Below are 20,347 nucleotides of genomic sequence, written 5' to 3' on the forward strand. Positions count from 1 at the left end.
ACAGTCGCTATCAGAAGAATCATTTTCTTTTCGCATTTAGTAGTAACTTATTATCAAAACAGTTAATGTTTTCCAGGAAAATTATCTTTTCCTTTCTTTGTTTTAAATCCCCGCTAAAAAATTCTGCTTTATTTATATTGACTTACGCAATCGGTTGCGTTTATTATAAACGTATCAATGAAATTATCTAGGAGGAGTACAATGAAACAAATCAAGCGCCTATTTCAAATTGATCCTTGGAAGATCAGCACCAACACATTAGATCGGGAAAATCTCCGTTTACAGGAATCTTTAACTAGTATTGGTAACGGATACATGGGCATGCGAGGGAATTTTGAAGAAGCCTATTCAGGTGATCATCATCAAGGAACTTATTTAGCTGGGGTTTGGTACCCCGATAAGACTCGTGTTGGCTGGTGGAAAAATGGCTATCCCGAATATTTTGGCAAAGTGATTAATGCAATCAATTTTATTGCCATGGATATCTATATCGATGAGCAATTATTAGACCTTGCTACAATCGAACCAGAAGACTTTTATTGGGAATTGAATATGAAAAACGGTGTGTTATCACGTAGTTACACAGTAACGACTGCAACTAACAAACTAAAGATCACCTTTGAACGTTTTTTAAGTATCGTCAAAAGCGAAGCTGCTTATATTCGTTTAACAGTTACGATGCTCGAAGGAAATGGCACGGTCAAAGTCATCTCTAAATTGGATAGTAACGTTCAAAATGAAGATAGTAACTATGATGAACATTTTTGGAATGAAATCGGTCGAGGTACTTCTGATGAAACAGCCTACTTAATGACCAAAACGATTCCGAATAATTTTGCGATCGAACAATTTACCGTAACAGCTGCCATGAGACATTTCGTGAATGAAGAATTAGCGCAACCAATTTACCACGAAGATACATTAGCTGTCCTTGGGGAATTTTCTTTCGACTTAACAACGAATCAATCCGTGACACTTGATAAAGAAGTACTTGTGTTGACGAGCCGTGACATCCCCGAAGCACAGCAAGTTCAACAGATTCTCCAAGAATTTAGTGACTTACAAAGTCATTATCTGCAAGCAAAAGCAGAACAAACCAATGCTTGGAGCAAACGCTGGGCACTGGCTGATGTGGTGATCGAAGGTGACGAGGAAGCACAGCAAGGGATTCGTTTCAATCTTTTCCAACTATTTTCTACTTATTACGGCGAAGATGAACGTTTGAATATTGGACCCAAAGGCTTTACAGGAGAAAAATACGGTGGTGCTACTTATTGGGATACGGAAGCTTACGCTGTCCCCTTATATCTTGCTTTAGCAAAACCTGAAGTGACAAAAAATCTCCTTAAATATCGCCATAATCAATTGCCTCAAGCTATTCATAATGCCCAACAACAAGGGTTAAAAGGCGCCTTGTACCCAATGGTTACTTTTACAGGGGTCGAATGCCACAACGAATGGGAAATTACCTTTGAAGAGATCCATCGTAACGGTGCGATCGCTTATGCGATTTACAACTATACGAACTATACAGGTGACACCGCTTATTTGAAAAAAGAAGGATTAGAAGTATTAGTTGAGATTGCTCGTTTTTGGGCAGATCGGGTTCATTTTTCAAAACGTCATAACAAATATATGATCCATGGCGTGACTGGTCCGAATGAATATGAAAACAACATCAATAACAACTGGTATACCAATACGATAGCTTGCTGGGTATTAACGTATACTAGGGAAAACTATTTAAAATTCCAAACAGAAACTGCTGTAACGGTCACTGACGAAGAACTAACGAATTGGCAAACCATTGCAGAAAATATGTATTTTCCTAAAGATGAAGAATTAGGCATTTTTGTCCAACATGATACATTTTTAGATAAAGAATTATTGCCGGTATCAGAGCTATCTCCTAGAGAGCTTCCATTAAACCAACATTGGTCTTGGGACAAAATTTTGCGTTCTTGTTTCATTAAGCAGGCGGATGTGCTACAAGGAATCTATTTCTTCAACGACTCGTTTAGTAAAGAAGAAAAACAACGAAACTTTGATTTTTACGAACCAATGACCGTTCATGAGTCTTCCCTTTCACCAAGCATCCATGCCATTTTAGCTGCTGAATTAGGTATGGAGGATAAGGCAGTGGAAATGTATCAACGGACAGCCCGCCTTGATTTAGATAATTATAATAACGATACCGAAGACGGCTTACACATCACGTCGATGACTGGTAGTTGGCTCGCAATCGTCCAAGGATTCGCTCAAATGAAAACAGATCATGAACAGTTACGCTTTGCTCCTTTCTTACCAAACACGTGGACAGCCTACTCCTTCCATGTGAATTATCGTGGTCGTTTATTATTTGTTTCGGTGTCTAGTGAACAGGTGCAATTGACCTTAGTATCAGGCGAAAGTTGCCCATTAAAGGTGTACGAAAAAACGTATCTTTTAGAAGACCAGTTAAAGGTACCTTTGCGTAAGGAGGAATTAGATGTTTAAAGGAGTTTTGTTTGACTTAGATGGGGTGATTACAGATACTGCGGAGTTTCATTATCGCGCTTGGAAAAAATTAGGTCAGGAAATCGGTGTTCCCATTGATCGAACATTCAACGAACAATTGAAAGGGGTTAGTCGAGAAGATTCACTTCGCTTATTGCTTTCCTACGGACAAAAAGAAAGTGAGTTTTCCCCACAAGAATTTCAAGAATTAGCGCACAGAAAAAATGAGTACTATCTTGAAATGATTCAAGCGATCACGCCTACAGATATTTTTCCAGGGATATTGCCATTACTTGAAGAATTGAGAGCAAACAAGATCAAGATTGCCCTTGCTTCAGCTAGTAAAAACGGACCTTTCCTCCTTGCTAAAATGGCATTAACGCCATTTTTCGATGCAATTGCCGATCCTGCAACGATCAAACTGGGTAAGCCGGCTCCCGATATTTTCTTATTGGCCGCAAAAGAAATTGGCTTATCCCCACAAGAATGCATCGGGATCGAAGATGCACAATCTGGGATCAAAGCAATCCGTGCTAGCGGGGCATTTCCAATTGGTGTTGGACGAATAGAAGATCTTGGAAAAGATATCCCAGTCGTACCTGATACGACTTGCCTTACACTAGACTATTTAAAAAATGAGTGGACACAGTATGTCTAAACCTTCCATCACTGTGATCCCCATTCCCAACACCAACTTGAAGCAAATCACATTGAAGAACGACGAACTCACAGTCGTTCTTCTCAACTACGGGGCAAGACTTCATCAAATTCTAGCTCCAGATAAAAATGGTCACTTAGAAAATGTCTTATTATCTTATGATTCCTTAGAAGACGTTTTAAAAGATCAAAGCTATTTTGGGGCAACGATTGGACCAGTCGCTGGCAGAATTAAAAATGGTTCTTGGGCTGATCACCAACTAGAAAAAAACGAAGGAAATCACCATATCCATGGTGGTTCAAACGGCTGGGCATTTCAGTATTGGGAGGTAGAAGTTTTTGAGACTCCTACAGCGATCGGTGTTGTTTTTTATTTGCAGGATACTTTTTCCGATTATCCCGGTCCGATCACCGCAACCGTTACGTATCAGATAACCCAAAATAAATTAGAAATGATCACCAAGACAAGCAGCTCGACTGAAACCATCTGCAACCCAACGAATCATGCGTATTTCAATCTTTCTGGCAATGGCAAACGAGATATCTACGATCATGAACTAACGATCCAAACAGATGGAATATTAGCCTTAGATCACGAAAAAATACCAACTGGTGAAGTGATCTCTCTCAGCGACTTACCGCTTAATTTTAAACACCCACATTCGCTAATGGAAATTTTAACGAATGATCCAAACGGACTAGATGATGCTTTTGTTTTAAGTACGCCTAAACGAACGAAGAAAATACTTACCTTGACCGAAAAGCAAGCTGGTCGCCAGTTGTCTATAGCAACGACGAGCAAAAGTATGGTATTATTTTCTACGACTGGATTTGAAGCAGATTTTTTAATCAATGGCCAAAAAATGCACTCAAATTATGGGTTGGCAATTGAACCACAAGAACTTCCTGATGCCGTTCATTTCCCTGAATTTGGGTCAATCGCATTATATCCGGGACAAGAAAAAGTTTGCTCTACCACTTATCAATTTCATCGTTTAAATGAAAAGCAAGTCTAGAAAAGAGGTGTATCGTTTATGGCGATCACAGTGAAGGATGTAGCCAAAAAAGCTGGTGTTGCGACCTCGACCGTTTCACGGGTCATCAATGACCATCCAAGCATCTCAGAGGCAACCAAAAAGAAAGTACGAAAAGTCATGGATGAACTAGGCTATGTACCAAATATCACTGCTAGAAATCTAGGGAAAAGAATTTCTAGCGCAATTGGCGTCATTCTCCCACCCCTTGATTCAAAAGAACGGATTGGGAATCCTTTTTATCTTGAGATCATGGAAGCAATCAATGAAGAAGCACGCCGTTATGATCTGACAACTGCTATAGCAACAGCCAAAAATTTTGATACTTTATTAGAAAACGTGCAACGGATGCATCTGCAAAAACAAGTCGATGGGTTTATTTTAGTTTATTCCGACAGTGAAGATCCTGTCATAGATTATCTCTATACGAATGAGATTCCTTTCACTTTGATTGGTCAGCCTTACCGACATGAGAATGAAATCATTTATGTCGATAATGATAACCAATTATTAGGTAAACAAGCCACGGATTTCTTGATTCAAAACGGTCATGAAAACATTCTTTTCGTAACCAATACAACCCACGAGAGCCTTTACTTCGAACGTTATTTTGGCTACCAAAAAGCCTTGATGCTAGCTGGACTTACAGTTCATCCTAGTGTAGTGATCGAACAACCCGAAGATTATTTAGCTTTTGATGCCACTTTGAAAAAGTCACAATCAACAGCGCTGGTAGTCATTGACGATATTTTTGCCTTACGAACGATGCAACTAGCACAGATGTATGGCTATCGAATTCCTGATACCCTATCGATCATCAGCTTCAATAACTCTATTTTTGCTACATTGACTCACCCTTATTTAACCAGTATCGATATCGATATTTCTGAATTAGGAAGGGTTGCGATGCAAAAATTATACGAATTGATCCATGATGAAATCAGCAGCGGTGTTCGTTTAGTCATTCCTCATCAACTCGTCAAACGAGAAACCGTCGTACCTCGCTTACAAGAAAAAAAATAAAACAACTGTTGAACACACAAATAAACTATTTGTAGTGTCTTCAGTTGTTTTTTACTATACAGGTTCATTTTTTAAGAATCTACACTCTTCAAATAACTTTTTCATGAAAAAGAAACTGAGTATAAAAAGCTATTTCGATTCTCGTTCTCAAACCTTGATGGTGCCTAGACTATTCACTGGTACGTTTTTTCATCTTTTGATTAAGCCAGAAACCACTCAAAATCGTAAAAATCGGTGCTAAGATCGAGAAGAAAGTAAATGGTAGATATTGTAATGCACTGACTTTCATCGTGCCCATAATAAAGGTACCACTAACTCCCCACGGAACGAGTGAATTAACGGTTGCTCCAGCATCTGCCAAAGTTCTGGTAAGATACTTTTTATTAACGCCCGCACGATCGAACGATCGCTTAAAGGTTTCGCCTGGTAAAATGATCGACAAGTACTGTTCGCCTACGATCAAATTGATCCCGATACAGCTTAATGCTGTAAAGCCAACCAAGCGAGAAGGCCGATCCATTTTTTCTCGCAATTCCTGAACAATCGTTTCCACAATCGTATATTTGATCAACAAGCCACCCAAAGCTAAAGCTAGAAGAATCAAGCTTGCTGAACCAAGCATACTAACAATCCCCCCTCTTGAAAGCAATTCATTGATCTTAGGGTCTGCTGTATGGGCAACATAGCCGTTCATTAAAATATTAGCTACTTTTGACATCGTTAAATGTGGTTGATTGATGAAGGAAAGAATAATCGCAGCAGTTGAACCAACTAGTAGTGTTGGAATCGCTGGAATTTTTTTAATCGCTCCACCAAATAAGATCACTAATGGGATCAACGTCCATGGAGAGATCCAGAAACCTGCTTTCATGTTTTGGATCATATCCGTGATCGCATGTAGATCCGCTGTGTGACTCCCATTCCCAAGAAAAACATAAAATAACATAGCAATTAAAAATGCTGGCAAATCAGTGTAACGCATTTGAGCGATATGCTCAAATAAGTTTACTTCTCCGATCCCGGCCGCCAGGTTCGTAGTATCAGATAACGGCGAACAATTATTTCCTAAAAAAGCCCCCGAAACAACTGCTCCTGTCGTCATCGCATCACTAAAACCTAAAATATGACCGATTCCTAAAAAAGCAATACCGATCGTCGAAATCGTTGTAAATGAGCTTCCCACCGTAATCCCGACGATTGCACAAACAAGAAAAGCAGTCGGTAAGAAAAAGCGAACCGAGATCAATTGGAAACCATAAACCATGATCGTTGGAATCGTTCCAGATAAAATCCACGAAGCTACCAAAACACCAATCAATAGAAAAATCAAAATCGGGATGATCCCTGGAGTAATTCCTTTGACAATCCCATCATGAATCTCATCCCATGAGAAACCTCTAAATCGTCCGTAAAATAACAAACACATGAAAGCGATTAGTATAGGAATATGCGGAGAAAATTGAAATCCAATAATCAGTATTCCTAATATCGCCAACAATATGAATAAAACTGCCATACTTTCTTTCACAGATATTTTTTTATTCATCGTATCTTCTCCTATTTTTTTTACAAAAAAAGCCCTACCTAAAAAAAGCGTTCTTTTGGTAGGACAACTGGTCATAGCATCATTTTTTTGTTTTAGCGGATAGACGATGCTAATGACGATTATTTTCTCAAATCCGCTGAACCTTATGATTAGCGTTATTTTCGCAAAGGTTCCCTGATTAAAAAGCATACATTTGGCAAACCATGCTGTAACAGACATGAGCTACTTCTGGAACACCGTTTGTTAGGAATAAGGGACTGTGACAAGATTTTTGTCATAGCCCCCTTCCCTATTTCCATTTTTTACTTGCTTCTTATTTATTCTATTCTTTTAAACTCTTTTCTACTTCGCTTCCCCAAGAATCATTTTTAAAACGATTGATAATCAAAGGAATGACAAACATAACGATTGCAATAACTGCTACCAATAATGCATCCGTCAAGGTAGATGTTCCTAAAGTGGATACAACTACTGCAATGATAGAGAAAATCAACATGCAGCTAACTACCCAAGCCATTCCATTTCCTTTTTTACCAATTCGATAAGGACGTTCTAAATCTGGATGGCTTTTTCTCATTTTGATCAATGAAACAGCAATCAAAATATAGACGATACAATAAATAACAGTTGTAGCATTTGTTAATGTTAAGAATACAGCACTGACGTCATCCATTACGCCGTAAAGTAAAGCGAATAATGAAATAACGATTGATTGAGTTAATACGACATTACGAGAAACACCATATTCATTTTCTTTATGGAATCCAAATTTAGGTGGTAAGAAACCTTCACGTGCTACTTGGATAATCGTTTTAGATGGTCCAGTTACCCATGCAGATAATTGAAGTAACACACCGATAAACACCATAAAGCTGAAGATGTTCCCAATAATTGTTGGTAAGCCAAGGATTTGGCAATAAATCAAGATTGGTTGCGTAATGTTTGCTAATTCCATTTTTCCATTTGGTACAACATTGGCAACTAACATTGCATTGATCACGTTCAATAAAACAAGACCAATCAACGCAATAAAGACCCCTTTAGTGTAGTTTTTCGTTGCATCTTTTAAACGAGGCATGTAAACAGAACTCATTTCGATACCAACAAAAATAAATGTGATACCTGCAAGATATTTCAATGATTCACTATGTTGTAAATCTGGGAAAGCTTTTGACCAAGAAAAATCTCCTAAGTAACCATTAGATACTAGCCCCACTTTGAATGCGGCGAATAAACCAAGGACAAACATGATAACCACTGGGATATACACACCTAACCAAACGCCGATGTTCCCACCAACTTTGGCCATATCAAATTTCAAGTTCAAAATTGTAATGATCCAATAAATAACTAAAATACAACCTAATACAAATAAATGATTATTGCCTAATTCTACGTTCCCGAATGTATTTCCTAATAATGGACCTAATGTTGATGCAACCATAACCATCCCTGGGAACATTTGAACCCAAAGCAACCAGGCAACAACAAATCCCCATTTACTTCCTAAGGCAGTTTTGACCCATAATTGTGGTCCACCTTCTTGTGGAAGCATCGTAGAAAGCTCACCAGAAACCATCGAAATAGGACCGGCAAAAAACAGTACGGCAAAAATTGAATAAAAAATCAATGTCCAACCAACGGCTGCTAAAGTCGGAATACTCCGAACTGTCGCACACAAAGCCATCGTCAGACCGACAAAGGTCCCAAGACCCATTTTACTTACTTGTGATTTACTCACTGTTGACACGCTCCTTGTTTTTTTTTGAATAAAAAAACGTTGTCTTCAAAGTAATCCCAAGTCGCAAGACAAAAGCCAAGAGGTTGTTCCCCACAACTTTTTTAGTATAAAAACGATGCTTAGTGACTGGATTTTATTAGTTATTATTTGCTAAAAAAGAAAAATCTGAAATAGTCTTGTGTTCCATTCGCTGTATTTGTATTGAAGCTTTTCGATCTTTCTCTTCATTCATACCAAATACCTAAAAGAGCGCAAGCTATTTCATTACAACCTCGGCTGTTTTGAACGGATTACTTGTATCGCTTCAAAGACAACCTGTAAAACAAAAAACACCTGAGCAGATAACAGAAGTGCTGAGCTCAGAAAAACCAGCAGAAGAATCTAAAAAATAACTTTTTGTATTTTAAAGATCCTTCAACTGTATTTTTCGATTGAGCTACCACCGTTTATTCGGTTTTATAGCATACAATAAAAGTGACTTCTACTTCTTATACTCAGAATGTTTTTTATTTTATTATTTTTCTTCGCTTGCTAGTAATTGATTTGCGTAGATTTTTTCTAATTTTTCTTGAAGAGCTGCTTTGATTTTTCCAGCATATTCTTCGAAGTTTTCTGCTTTATTCATGTATGGTGTCATTACACTTGCACGTAAAACAGTTACTTTTCCTGCACGGTTCCATTCTTCATCTGAGAAACCTAATTGGTTCACAAATTGTAATGGGCTGTTGCCATAATCTGGAATAGCAAAGTCAGTGTGTGATGTCAAGAATTCATTACCATAGATGCTACCTTTAACGTATGAAGAGTAGTCATAAACGTCATGATTCAATTTGTTCATTGCAACTAGATCGTCGTTGCCTTTTTCTTTAAATACATAGTCAACCATATTGAAATCTGGGTAAGTTAATGGATGTACTTCGATTTCTTTATCGCCAACTTTAAATGATAAATCTTGTAAGAAGTTATAGAAACGATGTGCTCCTTCGATTGAAGCTCCCATCAATTTACCATAACCAGTTACATTAAGTGGTAAGACATGATGTGCAGCCCAAACACTAGCAGCAGTTGCTCCTGCTTTTGAACCTTCTAAAATGTATGCACCAAGTAATGCTGGGATATCTGCGCCTTTTTCAAACACGTAAGTAGCAAAGTAAGAAATAACGTCGCGCATACGTACGTCTTTGATGACGATCCCACCAGCTGAGTAAGGAACATAACCCATTTTATGTGGATCAATTGTTACAGATTCTGCTTCTTCAATTGCTTTGAAGGCACTGTGTACATCTTCTAAGATATAATCTTTGTTTTCTGTAAATACATGATGTTTTGCATGAACATCTTTTAATTCTTCAAATGGAATAAAATTATTTTCTTCGTCTAAGAAAATGGAACGACCATAACCGCCGTAAGCAGCATCAACATGCAAGTAGAAGTAAATACCATCTTTTTCTAATACTCGACGTAATGCAACGATTTTATCGATACCGTCAATGGCTCCTTCTTCTGTCGAACCAACAACACCGACTACACCCAAGATTGGTGTTTTTTCAGCTGCTAGTTGACGAACGATTTTTTCAAGTTCGTTGATATCCATTCGATAGTTGTGATCAACTGGTACAGGGATTACTTGATCTAACCCGATACCGATGATATCAGCTGCTTTTAGCCATGAGTAATGTTTCGTTTGTGGTACTAACCATTTTCCTAATTGTTGTAAATGTTTTCCGCTACGTGCAGAATTTGCTTTGATGTCATCAATTTTTTCTGGAACACTATCTAACAAGTCCATGATTTCTTTTGTAGACATGTTCATCAATTCCCAGTCACTTTTTCCTGAGACTAATTCAGGTGCAACTTCTTTCATTGCAAGTGGAAGTGATTTGATGTTACGTGCATACCAAAGACCTTCTAAGTTAGCTAAAGAACCATCAGCAACGATGTGTCCCCAGCCATCTTTATAGCCCATTAATTTCGCAAACTCTAGTCCTACTTCTTCTTCCATTTGACTTGTTGCTGGAGAAGATTCGTAAGCAACGTTGTTACCATTCCATAGCATTGCGAAATTATATGCTAGTAAAGATGGCATTAATGTTTCAGAGTTCATATGACCCCAATAACGTCCAGCTGTATGCCATGGTACTGAGTGAGTACGCATACGAGCTGAGATTTCAGATAAAACATCTTTTGTTTTATTGACTGTGTGCTCAAAACTTGCACTACTTTGTTCTTCTGGTGTAATAACTGGCATGTCTTGTGGCATGTAGTTTTGTCGCCAGCCTAAATGTTCATCTACTAAATCGTTCAACAAATCTTTATAGAGTTGGCCGTTCTCCGCTTTGTCTCCGATAAATAGTGCATTTAGGTTTAATTCATTTGACAATGATTCCATGTGAAACCCTCCTAAAAAATATTTAAATTTTGTCGAGCCCTACATTACACCTGTTTTTTATTTCTGTAAACTAAATCACAAGTGATTTTTTAATCATTTTGTAATAATTATCAATTGTGCGAATTGTTTACACATTTAAAAAAATTAAAAAAAACGAGGGAATTTACAAAAGTAAATTCCCTCGTAAAGATTGTATTAACGAGATCCCACGTCACCCTTTTAGGTTGGGTTTCAAAATTGGAATCTTGTAATAGAGTTGACCATTTTCAAGCCAAAAAATTACTAAATTCTAATCAACTACTTTGGCCAAAAAGTAATTTTTCTTACCCTTTCGAATAACCACAAACTTACCATCAAATTCCTTCGATGGATCTATGACAAAATTTAAATCGGTAACACGGTCACCGTTAATACTTATAGCTCCGTTTGAAACATCTTCACGCGCTTGGCGTTTTGATGGTTCAATTTTTGTGGAAACCAATAATTCCACGATATTTTCAGGTTTGCTTGAAATTTCAACGTTTGGCATTTTACCAAATCCTTGAGCGATCTCAGCTGCATTTAATTCTTTGATGTTTCCAGAGAACAATGCTTCTGTTATTTTTTGTGCTTCTTTCAAGTCTTCTTCACTATGAACGAATCTCGTCACTTCTTCTGCTAAACGTCGTTGTGCTTCACGTTTTTCAGGTTCAGTTTCAACTTTTTTCGCTAAATCTTCAATTTCTTCTTGCGATAAGAAAGTAAAGAATTTCAAGTATTTCACAACATCTCGGTCATCTTGGTTCAACCAGAATTGGTAGAACTCAAATGGTGATGTTTTCTCAGGATCTAACCAGATAGCTCCACCAGCAGTTTTACCAAATTTTGTCCCATCCGCTTTTAACATCAATGGGATCGTTAAACCGAATGCTTCTGCTTCTGGTCCTTCTAATTTACGGATTAAGTCTAATCCAGCTGTGATGTTCCCCCATTGATCAGCACCACCGATTTGTAGTTGAACATCATATGTTTTGTGTAAGTGTAAAAAGTCAATTGATTGCAAGATTTGGTAAGTAAATTCTGTAAATGAGATACCGACTTCCAAACGACTTGCTACGATATCTTTCGCTAACATCGTGTTAATATTGAAGTTTTTACCGTAATCACGTAAAAATTCAAGTAATGAGATTTTTGATAACCAATCATAGTTATTCACAAACGTGATGTTTGCATCTTTCCCAAATAATTTTCTCATTTGGTTAGATAAAGCATCAACATTATGTTGGACTTGTTCCATTGTTTGTAAGACACGTTCTGTCTTACGACCACTTGGGTCTCCAATTGTACCTGTTCCGCCACCGATCAGAATGTATGGATGATGTCCTGCCAATTGAAATCTTTTCATCATCATAAATGGAATCAAATGTCCGATGTGCATAGAATCCCCAGTTGGGTCAACTCCGCAATATAGTGAAATACTCTTTTCGTCAACAAGTTCACGAAGTCTTTCTTCATTCGTTTGTTGGTTAATGGCGTCACGCCAAGTTAATTCGTCGATAATATTCATGTTAAATCCCTCCGTATCATTTTATTGTGAAAGCAGGAATCTGCTATCATTCATACTAATTAAAATCAATAAAAAAAATCCCTTGGTTAACTAACCAAGGGACGAAATCTCGCGGTACCACCCATTTTATATGTTTCATTCAAAACATATCACTCAAACATTTAACGCTGTCACGTGACAAATCAATGCCAAAGGCTCCTAAAATGTAATTCGTCTTAAAGCTTGTACTAGTTCTCAGCAACCACTAGCTCTCTGAAACATTGGCTTTAATAACTACTGCGTTTTGATCATTGCCTGTTATCAAGTTAATATGTGTCTATCATAGAACGCTATTTTTTCTTTGTCAATAAAAAAGATAAAAATTTCTTTCTATACTTCTTCAACAATGGAATAAAACAGTAAAATCCGAACATTCTTTTTTTAAAACTATTTGCATCCAATTACCTAAAATAACTCATTGATCCCTTTATTTCATCCGTTTTTTCTAAGATGAATGATCCATTCAATTGCGCTCATTTGACCATCAAATGAAAATTTTAAAAATTTTTGAAGCTTAAGAAAATTTTATAAACTAGTATTTATCAACGACAAATTTACTTCTTTTATTGTATTATTTTAACGTTTTCGATCATCTAAGCGATCAAATACCTCTTTCTCTCACCCTAATTAATGTTATTATTTCCCATTCAATCGAAGGTATAAAGGCATCAATTCCTGCATACCATCTAAAATCAACTTTTCAGCATCTTTTAATTCATTCGGATAAAAATAAAGCTTACCAAGTTGGAAGGTTTTATCCTCCATTGCTTTTTTTAATTCGATTTGTTTTTGCTTATCCGTCAAATAGGTGGCTAACGGCAGGTGATCCACCAGTTCATGTTCTGGTTGCGGCCAAATATAATACTCTTCAACTGAGATGTGCTTACTCCATTCCTTTAAAACCGTTAGTAGATGATTGAAGGACGAAATACTTCCTTGGCGTTCTTCACTTTTATAATGTTGAAACATCAAATAGATTTGAAATTGTTTTTTATTTAGCAAAGTAGCTAAACAAGCATTTTCCTGTTGGTGTCCTTCACTACGGTACGCACACCAAAAATGGCTTCTGAGATTCCAACCATTCGTCCAACTTTCGATTTTTGGTTTTCTCATCTGCCATTGCAAGGGGGTTGCTTTTGCCACTTGTTCATTCATTTTTTTCCACTTTTGCCAGTGTGTTTGATACCTCACCTTAAGCTGTACTAATTCTTCAGTAGTATAACTTTCTTTTAGCTGCTTAAAGGTATACATCGAACGATCAAACAATTCATAATCACTAGTTAATAAATCCATTCCGCCACTTCTTTCTTAACGATTTCCCTATCCTACATTGTAAAGACTATCAATGAGAGAAACAATAAAAATAGCAAGAAAAGAGTGAGCATGGAATTATTTCGGTGAAAATACTCGATAATCATCTTCCTTTATCATTTAGATCTTGTTTTGCTTGTGTAATTGGTTGTCTATTAACTGGATTCTGCTTTGTTGTCCCATTTTTCTGTACTTTGTCTTTTAATTGAGCTTTTTGTCGCTGTCCATTCCCTTGTTCTAATTCCATATGCTTTTCCAGAGAGGCGATCAGCTTATCTGTATATTCTATATCTTGTTTTACCAATCCTTTAAAACTATTAATCAAAGGCATCATTTTGGCAACCAGAAGTTGTGATTGACTCTGAGTAGTGTTTTCCAGTTGAACATTCAAATTTAAAAAACGCTCTCTTTCCTTGCTCACATCTTTCTTTAACTTTTCAAGACTTTTTGTTCCTAGAAGTTTTTTCCCTAATGCTAACTCAGCTTTTTGAGCGTCAATTTCTTTTTTCAACATATATTTTTGTAACCAATTCACACCTTTTGCTAATTTTTCTTCGTTTTTGTTCATACTATCCTGCAATTTATCGATTCGTTGAGTCAAATGAACCTTCATATTTTCCTGATCTCGTGGTTCTACGTCTAATTTTTTTGCATGATTTAAATAATTTAATCGATTCATCCGTTCTTTTTTCAAATAAGAAACTCGAGCATACTGCTTCTGTCTTTGCTTATCTAACTCTAGGATCGTTTTATATGTATGTAAAAATTCCTTATCCAATAGCATGGGGATTTCCATCTTTATACTCTTTTTTTTATTTCCATTTACCTCAGTTAATTGGTAAATCTTGGCATTTTTTTTAGATACTACTTCTTGTTCAACAAGCTGATAAATTTTTTCTTTTGTTTTAACCTCTTTTGCTTTGGTAGTATTGACATTTTTTTACTCCTTATCATTTAATAATCGAGATATTTCGAAAACGAATGCGTTGTGCCTAAACTTAGACGAAACGCATTTGGACAAACGAAACTTTCCAAACATATTACTAATTACGTGAATCGTGTTCAGGCGTTGATCTTTGTTGTTTCTCTGGTTGGCTTTGTTGTTTCCCTGGTTGGCTTTGTGGCTGCGTAACTCCTTCTATCAGAGTATATAATTCACGTGGACCATTTGTTTTTTGCACATCATTTATTTTTATTGTTTCATGCACTTCATTTGTTTTTTGTTCACCATTTATTTTTATTGTTTCATGCACTTCATTTGTTTTTTGTTCACCATTTATTTTTATTGTTTCATGCACTTCATTTGTTTCTTGCTCATCATTTCTTTCCATTTCAGCTTGTACTTTATTCTGATATTCATGTAACTCCGCATTTAGTACTTGTGGGCGATGATTCTTGATATTTTCAAATCTCTGCTGTGTCTCTAAGAAATTTTTTTCGGTCGTATAAATTGAGCGAGCAAGTTCGCCTAATAGCGGTGCCACGTACGGAAATAGACTGGCTGATACTTTATTATTTAAATCTATAAAACCTTTCTTCACCATACTAAATTGTTCATTCATATTCAAATCAGAATATTCTTTCGTTATTTTATTTATCCATTTCTTCTTTATCTTTTTACTATCAACCTCCCCACTCAAACTATAGCCTTTCCCATAAAGTGATGATAGATCAGACTCCAGTTTACCTTTTATAAGCTTTTGTTCATTTTCCAATGAACGCTTCTCTTTTTCCAATGCTCCTATTTCACCTGTAAAATAACTTAAAAATCTTCTAAACGGTGAAGCTTTGATCTTATCGATTTCATCAGTCTTCTCCTTGATTAGTACTGGTATTGCATTTAACCGATTCAATTTGTTATCCATGTTGTTTTTTTCACTAGTGTAGCTAGTCAATTCTACGCCTATCTCTTCTTCCAACGACTGAATTTTTATTTTCATGTCGTCTTCATCACGCTCTAACTTATTTTGCATACTAATTACTGAACTCATGTCTTTATTTAGTTCAAGACACTTTTGTACTTCTTTTTTAGGAACAACTAATGATTCCTTATATGAACCAAAAGAATATTCGCTCATTAGACGTAGATCTGATTTTTCGTGTTTTTTCAACAGGTTTTGTTTGTTTTGTTCAATTGACGCAATTTTAGCTTGGTCGTTAGTGACATACGCTGCTATACATTCCTTTTTATATTTCTTAAATTTATCTTCCTGTTCCATTTCTAAACTAGATACTGTCACATTTTTATTTTTGTTATTTAAATCCCCCATATCTGCTTATCTCCTTTATTACTTTAGTGTGTTAAGAATAACACGCGCGACAACTGTTATTTTTCCGACATTTTCTCAGTTTGGAAATTTTTGTTTTAAAATTGTTTATCCTTTGTTTTTTTGATTTGAAAGCATATTCTCATAAGTGTTCTGGAATAGAAAAAAACTGACTTTTGTTCCCATTTTTACTGGTCAAAAAGTCAGCTATATAAATATTTTGTTATTTATGATTCTATATTAGTTAATAAAGTTTCAAAGAAAATAGCACTAGAAGCTGCTCCGGGATCGATATGGCCAATGGCTCTTTCCCCTAGATAAGAGGCACGTCCTTTTTTGGCTACTAAATCTTTTGTATGTTCCTTCGCTTCTTCAATCACTTCTTCTGTTAATCGATTATTCTTCAAGGCTTCAGTAACAGGTAACCAGACATCTAGCATCGTTTTCTCTTCTGCTTCTGCTTTCCCCCTAGCTTGAATCCCATTTTTTCCTTCTTCAATGATTTTCCCTAATTGTTCTTGTGATGTAATCACATCAATGTCTTTTGTAGCCTTCATCATATTCATAAAGGCAGAACCATATAATGGTCCAGAAGCACCTCCAACTTTTGAGATCATTGCCATCGAAAGAACCTTGAACGTGTCACTGATCGTTTTCGGTTGTTCTTTTTGAAACGCTTCTTGATAAGCCGTCATCCCTCGCCCCATATTATTGCCATGATCGCCATCACCGATCGGCGTGTCGAGCTCACTCAGATAACTTTTATTTTCATCGATTTTCTCTGTAAAATCCGTTAACCACGCTTGAATTTCTTTGACCGTTAGTTCCATTATTCTCCCACCTTCTACCACGAAATTGTGTGAACTTCACTTTCCAATGCTTCCTGCCATTTCTTAGTTGTTAGGTCAATCATCGTCAGAGATAATCCTTGCATGTCTAAAGAAGTCATAAAATCACCGACTTTATGAAATGTCACTTTGACTGCTTCTTGATCGAGTAATGATTGGACATCATTCATAAAAACAAAGAGTTCCATCAATGGCGTGCCACCCATCCCATTAACTAGCACTCCAACTTCTTTTGGTTTCTCTGGGTAGTCAGCTAAAATTTTTGTTACTAATTCTTCAGCTAATACTTTAGCAGGTTGCAACTTTTCTCTACGATAACCAGGCTCGCCATGGATCCCTACTCCGTATTCGATCTCATCTTCGGCTAATTCAAATCCTGGCTTTCCTACTTCAGGAACCGTGGCCGCACGCAATGCCACACCAATCGTCTTGATCGCTGGAACTAGTCTATCTCCTAGTTCCTTCAATTCTTGCAAGGATGCACCTTTCCTAGCGGCATCCCCTAAGATTTTATGCACAAGAACTGTTCCAGCCACTCCACGTTTTCCAGCAGTATATGTGCTATTTTCCACCGCAATGTCATCATCCACTACAACACTTTCTACTTCAATCCCTTCCATAGCCGCCATTTCTTTAGCCATGTCAAAATTGAGTACATCTCCTGTATAATTCTTGATGATCAATAAAACGCCTTTTCCTTGATCCGCTTCTTTGATAGCTATCTGAATCTGATCAGGTGTCGGCGAAGTAAAAACATCTCCTAAAACTGCGGCACTCAACATCCCAGCACCAACAAAACCTGCATGCGCTGGTTCATGACCACTTCCTCCGCCAGAAACCAAGCCAACTTGTTCTACTTGATCATTTTTTGCTACTACTCGAGAATCAGCTACTTGGTGAATCATTTCTGGATAACTTATCACTAAACCAGACAACATTTCTTCTACGATCGTACTAGGATTATTCATGATTTTTTTCATTTCACGTCCACCCTTTCTTTCCCGCATTCTGTGCTTCCGTTAGTATTTGTTGAGGATCATCCGTGATACCTGCTGTGATGGCTCCAGCAAAAGCTCCTTCAACAAGTGGCGCATCCACAAGGTAGTATTTCTTTTGTTGGTCTTCATCCAGCATTTCCTTCGCCATTTCAGCGTTCAAAACCGCACTCCCGATATCCGCAAACACAAAATACATATCGGAATCAGCTGATTGGTTGATCGCATCGATGATTTTCATCGGATCAGAACCAATTCTTCCCTCTACCCCTCCTAAGGAAAAAAGTAACACATCTTCTGATTGTTGCATCTGTTCAATCATTTCTTTGAGTCCATCCGTTAACTGTTGACTATGGGAGACAAGTAAGATACTTTTTTTCATGCCATTTCTCCTTCTTCCTTTTGTGGTCACACCAAGTTTGCGCTTTCATTCTTTTGATCATCAACTATATTCTTTTGCATAGTTCCAGTATATAATAGAATGTCCATTTTTTGGAAATGATGCGCTGTAATTGACTAGCTAATTCCAATTGCGACTTAAGAAATAAATTTTGATATACTATTTTTAAAGAAAGGAGTGATCGAATGATCATTACAACAACAAACAACGTGGAAAATAAAGAAGTAACAGCATATAAAGGCATTGTTTTTGGTGAAGTCATTACTGGAATCAACGTATTAAAAGATATCGGGGCAGGATTTCGCAATGTTTTTGGCGGACGTTCAAAAAGCTACGAGGATGAATTGCTTGCTGCACGTGAAGAGGCCTTAGCAGAAATGCAAGAGCGTGCTCGATCATTAGGTGCAGATGCAGTCATTGGGATGAAAATGGATTATGAAGTATTGGGGAGCGATAACGGAATGCTAATGGTCACCTGTAGTGGGACAGCGGTGACATTAAACTAGTTCAGACATGAGGTTGTGAAAAGAGTGTCTTGACCTGAGCGCTCACCAAGTAAAAACTGCGACGAGTAATCGCAGGAGCATTAAGGATGAAAATCTCGAAACAGCTCCTCATGTTTTGAAAAATTCAGGCTTATTTCAAGGAGCTGATGTTTGAACACCGTTTAGCAAGAGGCTGTGAAAGAAGCGTTTAGCTCCGAGCAAATAAGAGAGGATTTTTTAAAATAGCTCCTCATATTTTAGAAAATCATCGCTTATTGTTGAGGAGTTGCTTCTTGAACGCCGTTTAGCAAGAGGCTGTGAAAAGAGCGTCTTGACCTAAGCGTTAAGGATGAAAATCTCGAAACAGCTCCTCATGTTTTGAGATTTTTTGACTTATCGCCGAAGGTCAGCTCTTTGAACGCCGTTTATTCGTTTTTAGAGATACTAGAAGAGACTGAGATAGAACTCTCACTTAAAAAATATTCCGAACCTGTTCTACCAATACACCGATTCAAAAAACAGATGGATATAAAATAAGGTGTTTCCTAAAAAATATACGTAAAAACATTAAATTTTAGGGAACACCTATGCTCTTTTTTCCTAAATTTAATTGATTATCCAAGTAAGATACTGCTATCTAATTATTTATGTACGTTGCTCTTTTCATCAATGGATTATTTTCTGTTTTACTATCTATGATTGCTGGCATTTCACCATCCGATTATCCTCTTGAAGTTCGATTCGTTTTATTGCTATTTTGCATTTGATCTTTTTTATCACCTCGGTTGTTGAGCTTTTCTGCCCGCTGTTTAGCATTCTCTTTCAGTTGGTGTATCTCTTGCTTTCTCACTGGAAGCTCTTCTTTAAATTTTTCATGTTTTCCTATTCAACCTTGTACATTTCTTTCCAGGTCCTCAACCTTTTGCTCCATGACGTTTAATTTCCCACTAATTTTTTCAAGTTGTTCTCTTCTGTGTTTATTAACATCTCGTAGTTCCTTTGTCTTATCTTCAATAACGTCATACTCTGCTGACAGTTCACTAAGTTTCGCTTTAGGAACGTTAATTTCACTTTTCACCTGATCACAGACAGCTATATTCTTATCTAAATTCGAAGTAACCATTTTTTCTAAGTTACCCTTCTGATTAATATCTTCAATCAGTTGATTATTCGCATTTATAATATCCTCAGTAACTGTTTTTACATCCTGTGTTAATTTAGTTTTTCTCCTGTAAAGACGTTAAACAACTTCCGTACAAAAGAATTGTTGAAATCAGTGACGGCTTGGTTCTTAGTAACGAGTTCCGTATCTTGTTTTTTTAATCTCGTATTTACCTCCCCAATAGATGTATCTACCTCACCTATTTCAGCTATTTGTTGATCGTCATTTTGAACAGGCGATAGCTTTTGCTCTATTTGGCTAATCTTATCTTTAAATTGGGATTCAAAATTATTTACCTTTTCCTCTAAATCATCAATTAGAGGATTATCGAGTTGTTCTGATGCTGCAGCCATTCTCTCCAGAGTTTTTTGTTGTGCTGATTTTATATTGTCTACTTTTTTTATGTCT

General features: G+C 36.9%; 17 protein-coding genes and 1 other annotated feature. Of the genes, 5 read left to right on the forward strand and 12 right to left on the reverse strand.

Annotated features, from left to right (window positions below; translation table 11 throughout):
- Positions 1-201: 201 nt before the first annotated feature.
- From AB3H93_RS10640 to AB3H93_RS10655, 4 genes are read left to right on the forward strand one after another with little or no spacing between them, the layout of a single operon-like run.
- Positions 202-2,496 (forward strand): glycoside hydrolase family 65 protein, encoded by a 2,295-nt coding sequence (locus AB3H93_RS10640; protein ID WP_368020550.1) that lies wholly within the window; start codon positions 202-204, stop codon positions 2,494-2,496.
- Positions 2,489-3,154, forward strand: a complete 666-nt coding sequence (pgmB, locus tag AB3H93_RS10645; RefSeq protein ID WP_368020551.1) for a beta-phosphoglucomutase — start codon at positions 2,489-2,491, stop codon at positions 3,152-3,154. The genes AB3H93_RS10640 and pgmB overlap by 8 nt, the downstream gene beginning before the upstream one ends.
- Positions 3,147-4,169: an aldose epimerase family protein gene (locus tag AB3H93_RS10650; RefSeq protein ID WP_368020552.1), complete on the forward strand. Its 1,023-nt coding sequence runs from the start codon at positions 3,147-3,149 to the stop codon at positions 4,167-4,169. The genes pgmB and AB3H93_RS10650 overlap by 8 nt, the downstream gene beginning before the upstream one ends.
- 18 nt (positions 4,170-4,187) lie before the next feature.
- Entirely contained in the window at positions 4,188-5,210 is a 1,023-nt protein-coding gene (locus AB3H93_RS10655; RefSeq protein WP_096709689.1) for a LacI family DNA-binding transcriptional regulator, read from the forward strand.
- A gap of 169 nt (positions 5,211-5,379) precedes the next feature.
- Here AB3H93_RS10655 and nhaC read toward each other — a convergent pair whose 3' ends face one another.
- The 10 genes from nhaC to dhaM all read right to left on the reverse strand — a co-directional run bounded on the left by nhaC (position 5,380) and on the right by dhaM (position 18,274).
- The gene (gene nhaC / locus AB3H93_RS10660) at positions 5,380-6,756 is read right to left on the reverse strand and encodes a Na+/H+ antiporter NhaC (protein ID WP_368020553.1); all 1,377 of its coding nucleotides are present in this window, start codon (positions 6,754-6,756) and stop codon (positions 5,380-5,382) included.
- 322 nt (positions 6,757-7,078) lie between these two features.
- Positions 7,079-8,497, reverse strand: a complete 1,419-nt coding sequence (gene tyrP / locus AB3H93_RS10665) for a tyrosine-tyramine antiporter (protein WP_010720263.1) — start codon at positions 8,495-8,497, stop codon at positions 7,079-7,081.
- 514 nt (positions 8,498-9,011) lie between these two features.
- A complete protein-coding gene (gene tdc / locus AB3H93_RS10670) occupies positions 9,012-10,886 on the reverse strand; it encodes a tyrosine decarboxylase (RefSeq protein ID WP_368020554.1) in 1,875 nt (624 codons plus the stop codon).
- Between the two features lie 289 nt (positions 10,887-11,175).
- Positions 11,176-12,432, reverse strand: a complete 1,257-nt coding sequence (tyrS, locus tag AB3H93_RS10675) for a tyrosine--tRNA ligase (RefSeq protein WP_010736915.1) — start codon at positions 12,430-12,432, stop codon at positions 11,176-11,178.
- Positions 12,433-12,526: 94 nt separating this feature from the next.
- Positions 12,527-12,732, reverse strand: a binding site (T-box leader).
- A gap of 375 nt (positions 12,733-13,107) precedes the next feature.
- Positions 13,108-13,764, reverse strand: a complete 657-nt coding sequence (locus AB3H93_RS10680; protein WP_368020555.1) for an HI_0552 family protein — start codon at positions 13,762-13,764, stop codon at positions 13,108-13,110.
- Positions 13,765-13,885: 121 nt separating this feature from the next.
- A complete protein-coding gene (locus AB3H93_RS10685) occupies positions 13,886-14,578 on the reverse strand; it encodes a hypothetical protein (RefSeq protein WP_178306234.1) in 693 nt (230 codons plus the stop codon).
- A gap of 247 nt (positions 14,579-14,825) precedes the next feature.
- Entirely contained in the window at positions 14,826-16,052 is a 1,227-nt protein-coding gene (locus tag AB3H93_RS10690) for a hypothetical protein (protein WP_368020556.1), read from the reverse strand.
- Between the two features lie 224 nt (positions 16,053-16,276).
- A complete protein-coding gene (gene dhaL, locus AB3H93_RS10695; RefSeq protein WP_010720270.1) occupies positions 16,277-16,879 on the reverse strand; it encodes a dihydroxyacetone kinase subunit DhaL in 603 nt (200 codons plus the stop codon).
- Positions 16,880-16,893: 14 nt separating this feature from the next.
- Entirely contained in the window at positions 16,894-17,877 is a 984-nt protein-coding gene (gene dhaK, locus AB3H93_RS10700) for a dihydroxyacetone kinase subunit DhaK (protein ID WP_010720271.1), read from the reverse strand.
- Between the two features lies 1 nt (position 17,878).
- A complete protein-coding gene (gene dhaM / locus AB3H93_RS10705) occupies positions 17,879-18,274 on the reverse strand; it encodes a dihydroxyacetone kinase phosphoryl donor subunit DhaM (RefSeq protein WP_178286909.1) in 396 nt (131 codons plus the stop codon).
- A 203-nt stretch (positions 18,275-18,477) separates the two neighbouring features.
- On the opposite strand from dhaM, the gene AB3H93_RS10710 reads away from it, so the two are divergent.
- On the forward strand, positions 18,478-18,798 hold the full coding sequence (locus AB3H93_RS10710) for a putative heavy metal-binding protein (protein WP_034699311.1): 321 nt from the start codon (positions 18,478-18,480) through the stop codon (positions 18,796-18,798).
- Positions 18,799-19,663: 865 nt separating this feature from the next.
- On the opposite strand, the gene AB3H93_RS10715 is transcribed toward AB3H93_RS10710, so the two are convergent.
- Complete coding sequence (locus AB3H93_RS10715) at positions 19,664-19,900, reverse strand: hypothetical protein (protein WP_368020557.1); 237 nt, start codon at positions 19,898-19,900, stop codon at positions 19,664-19,666.
- A gap of 89 nt (positions 19,901-19,989) precedes the next feature.
- Positions 19,990-20,292, reverse strand: a complete 303-nt coding sequence (locus AB3H93_RS10720) for a hypothetical protein (RefSeq protein WP_368020558.1) — start codon at positions 20,290-20,292, stop codon at positions 19,990-19,992.
- Positions 20,293-20,347 lie beyond the last annotated feature (55 nt).

This window comes from Enterococcus sp. C74 (assembly GCF_040887125.1).
Taxonomy (GTDB): Bacteria; Bacillota; Bacilli; order Lactobacillales; family Enterococcaceae; genus Enterococcus_B; species Enterococcus_B hirae.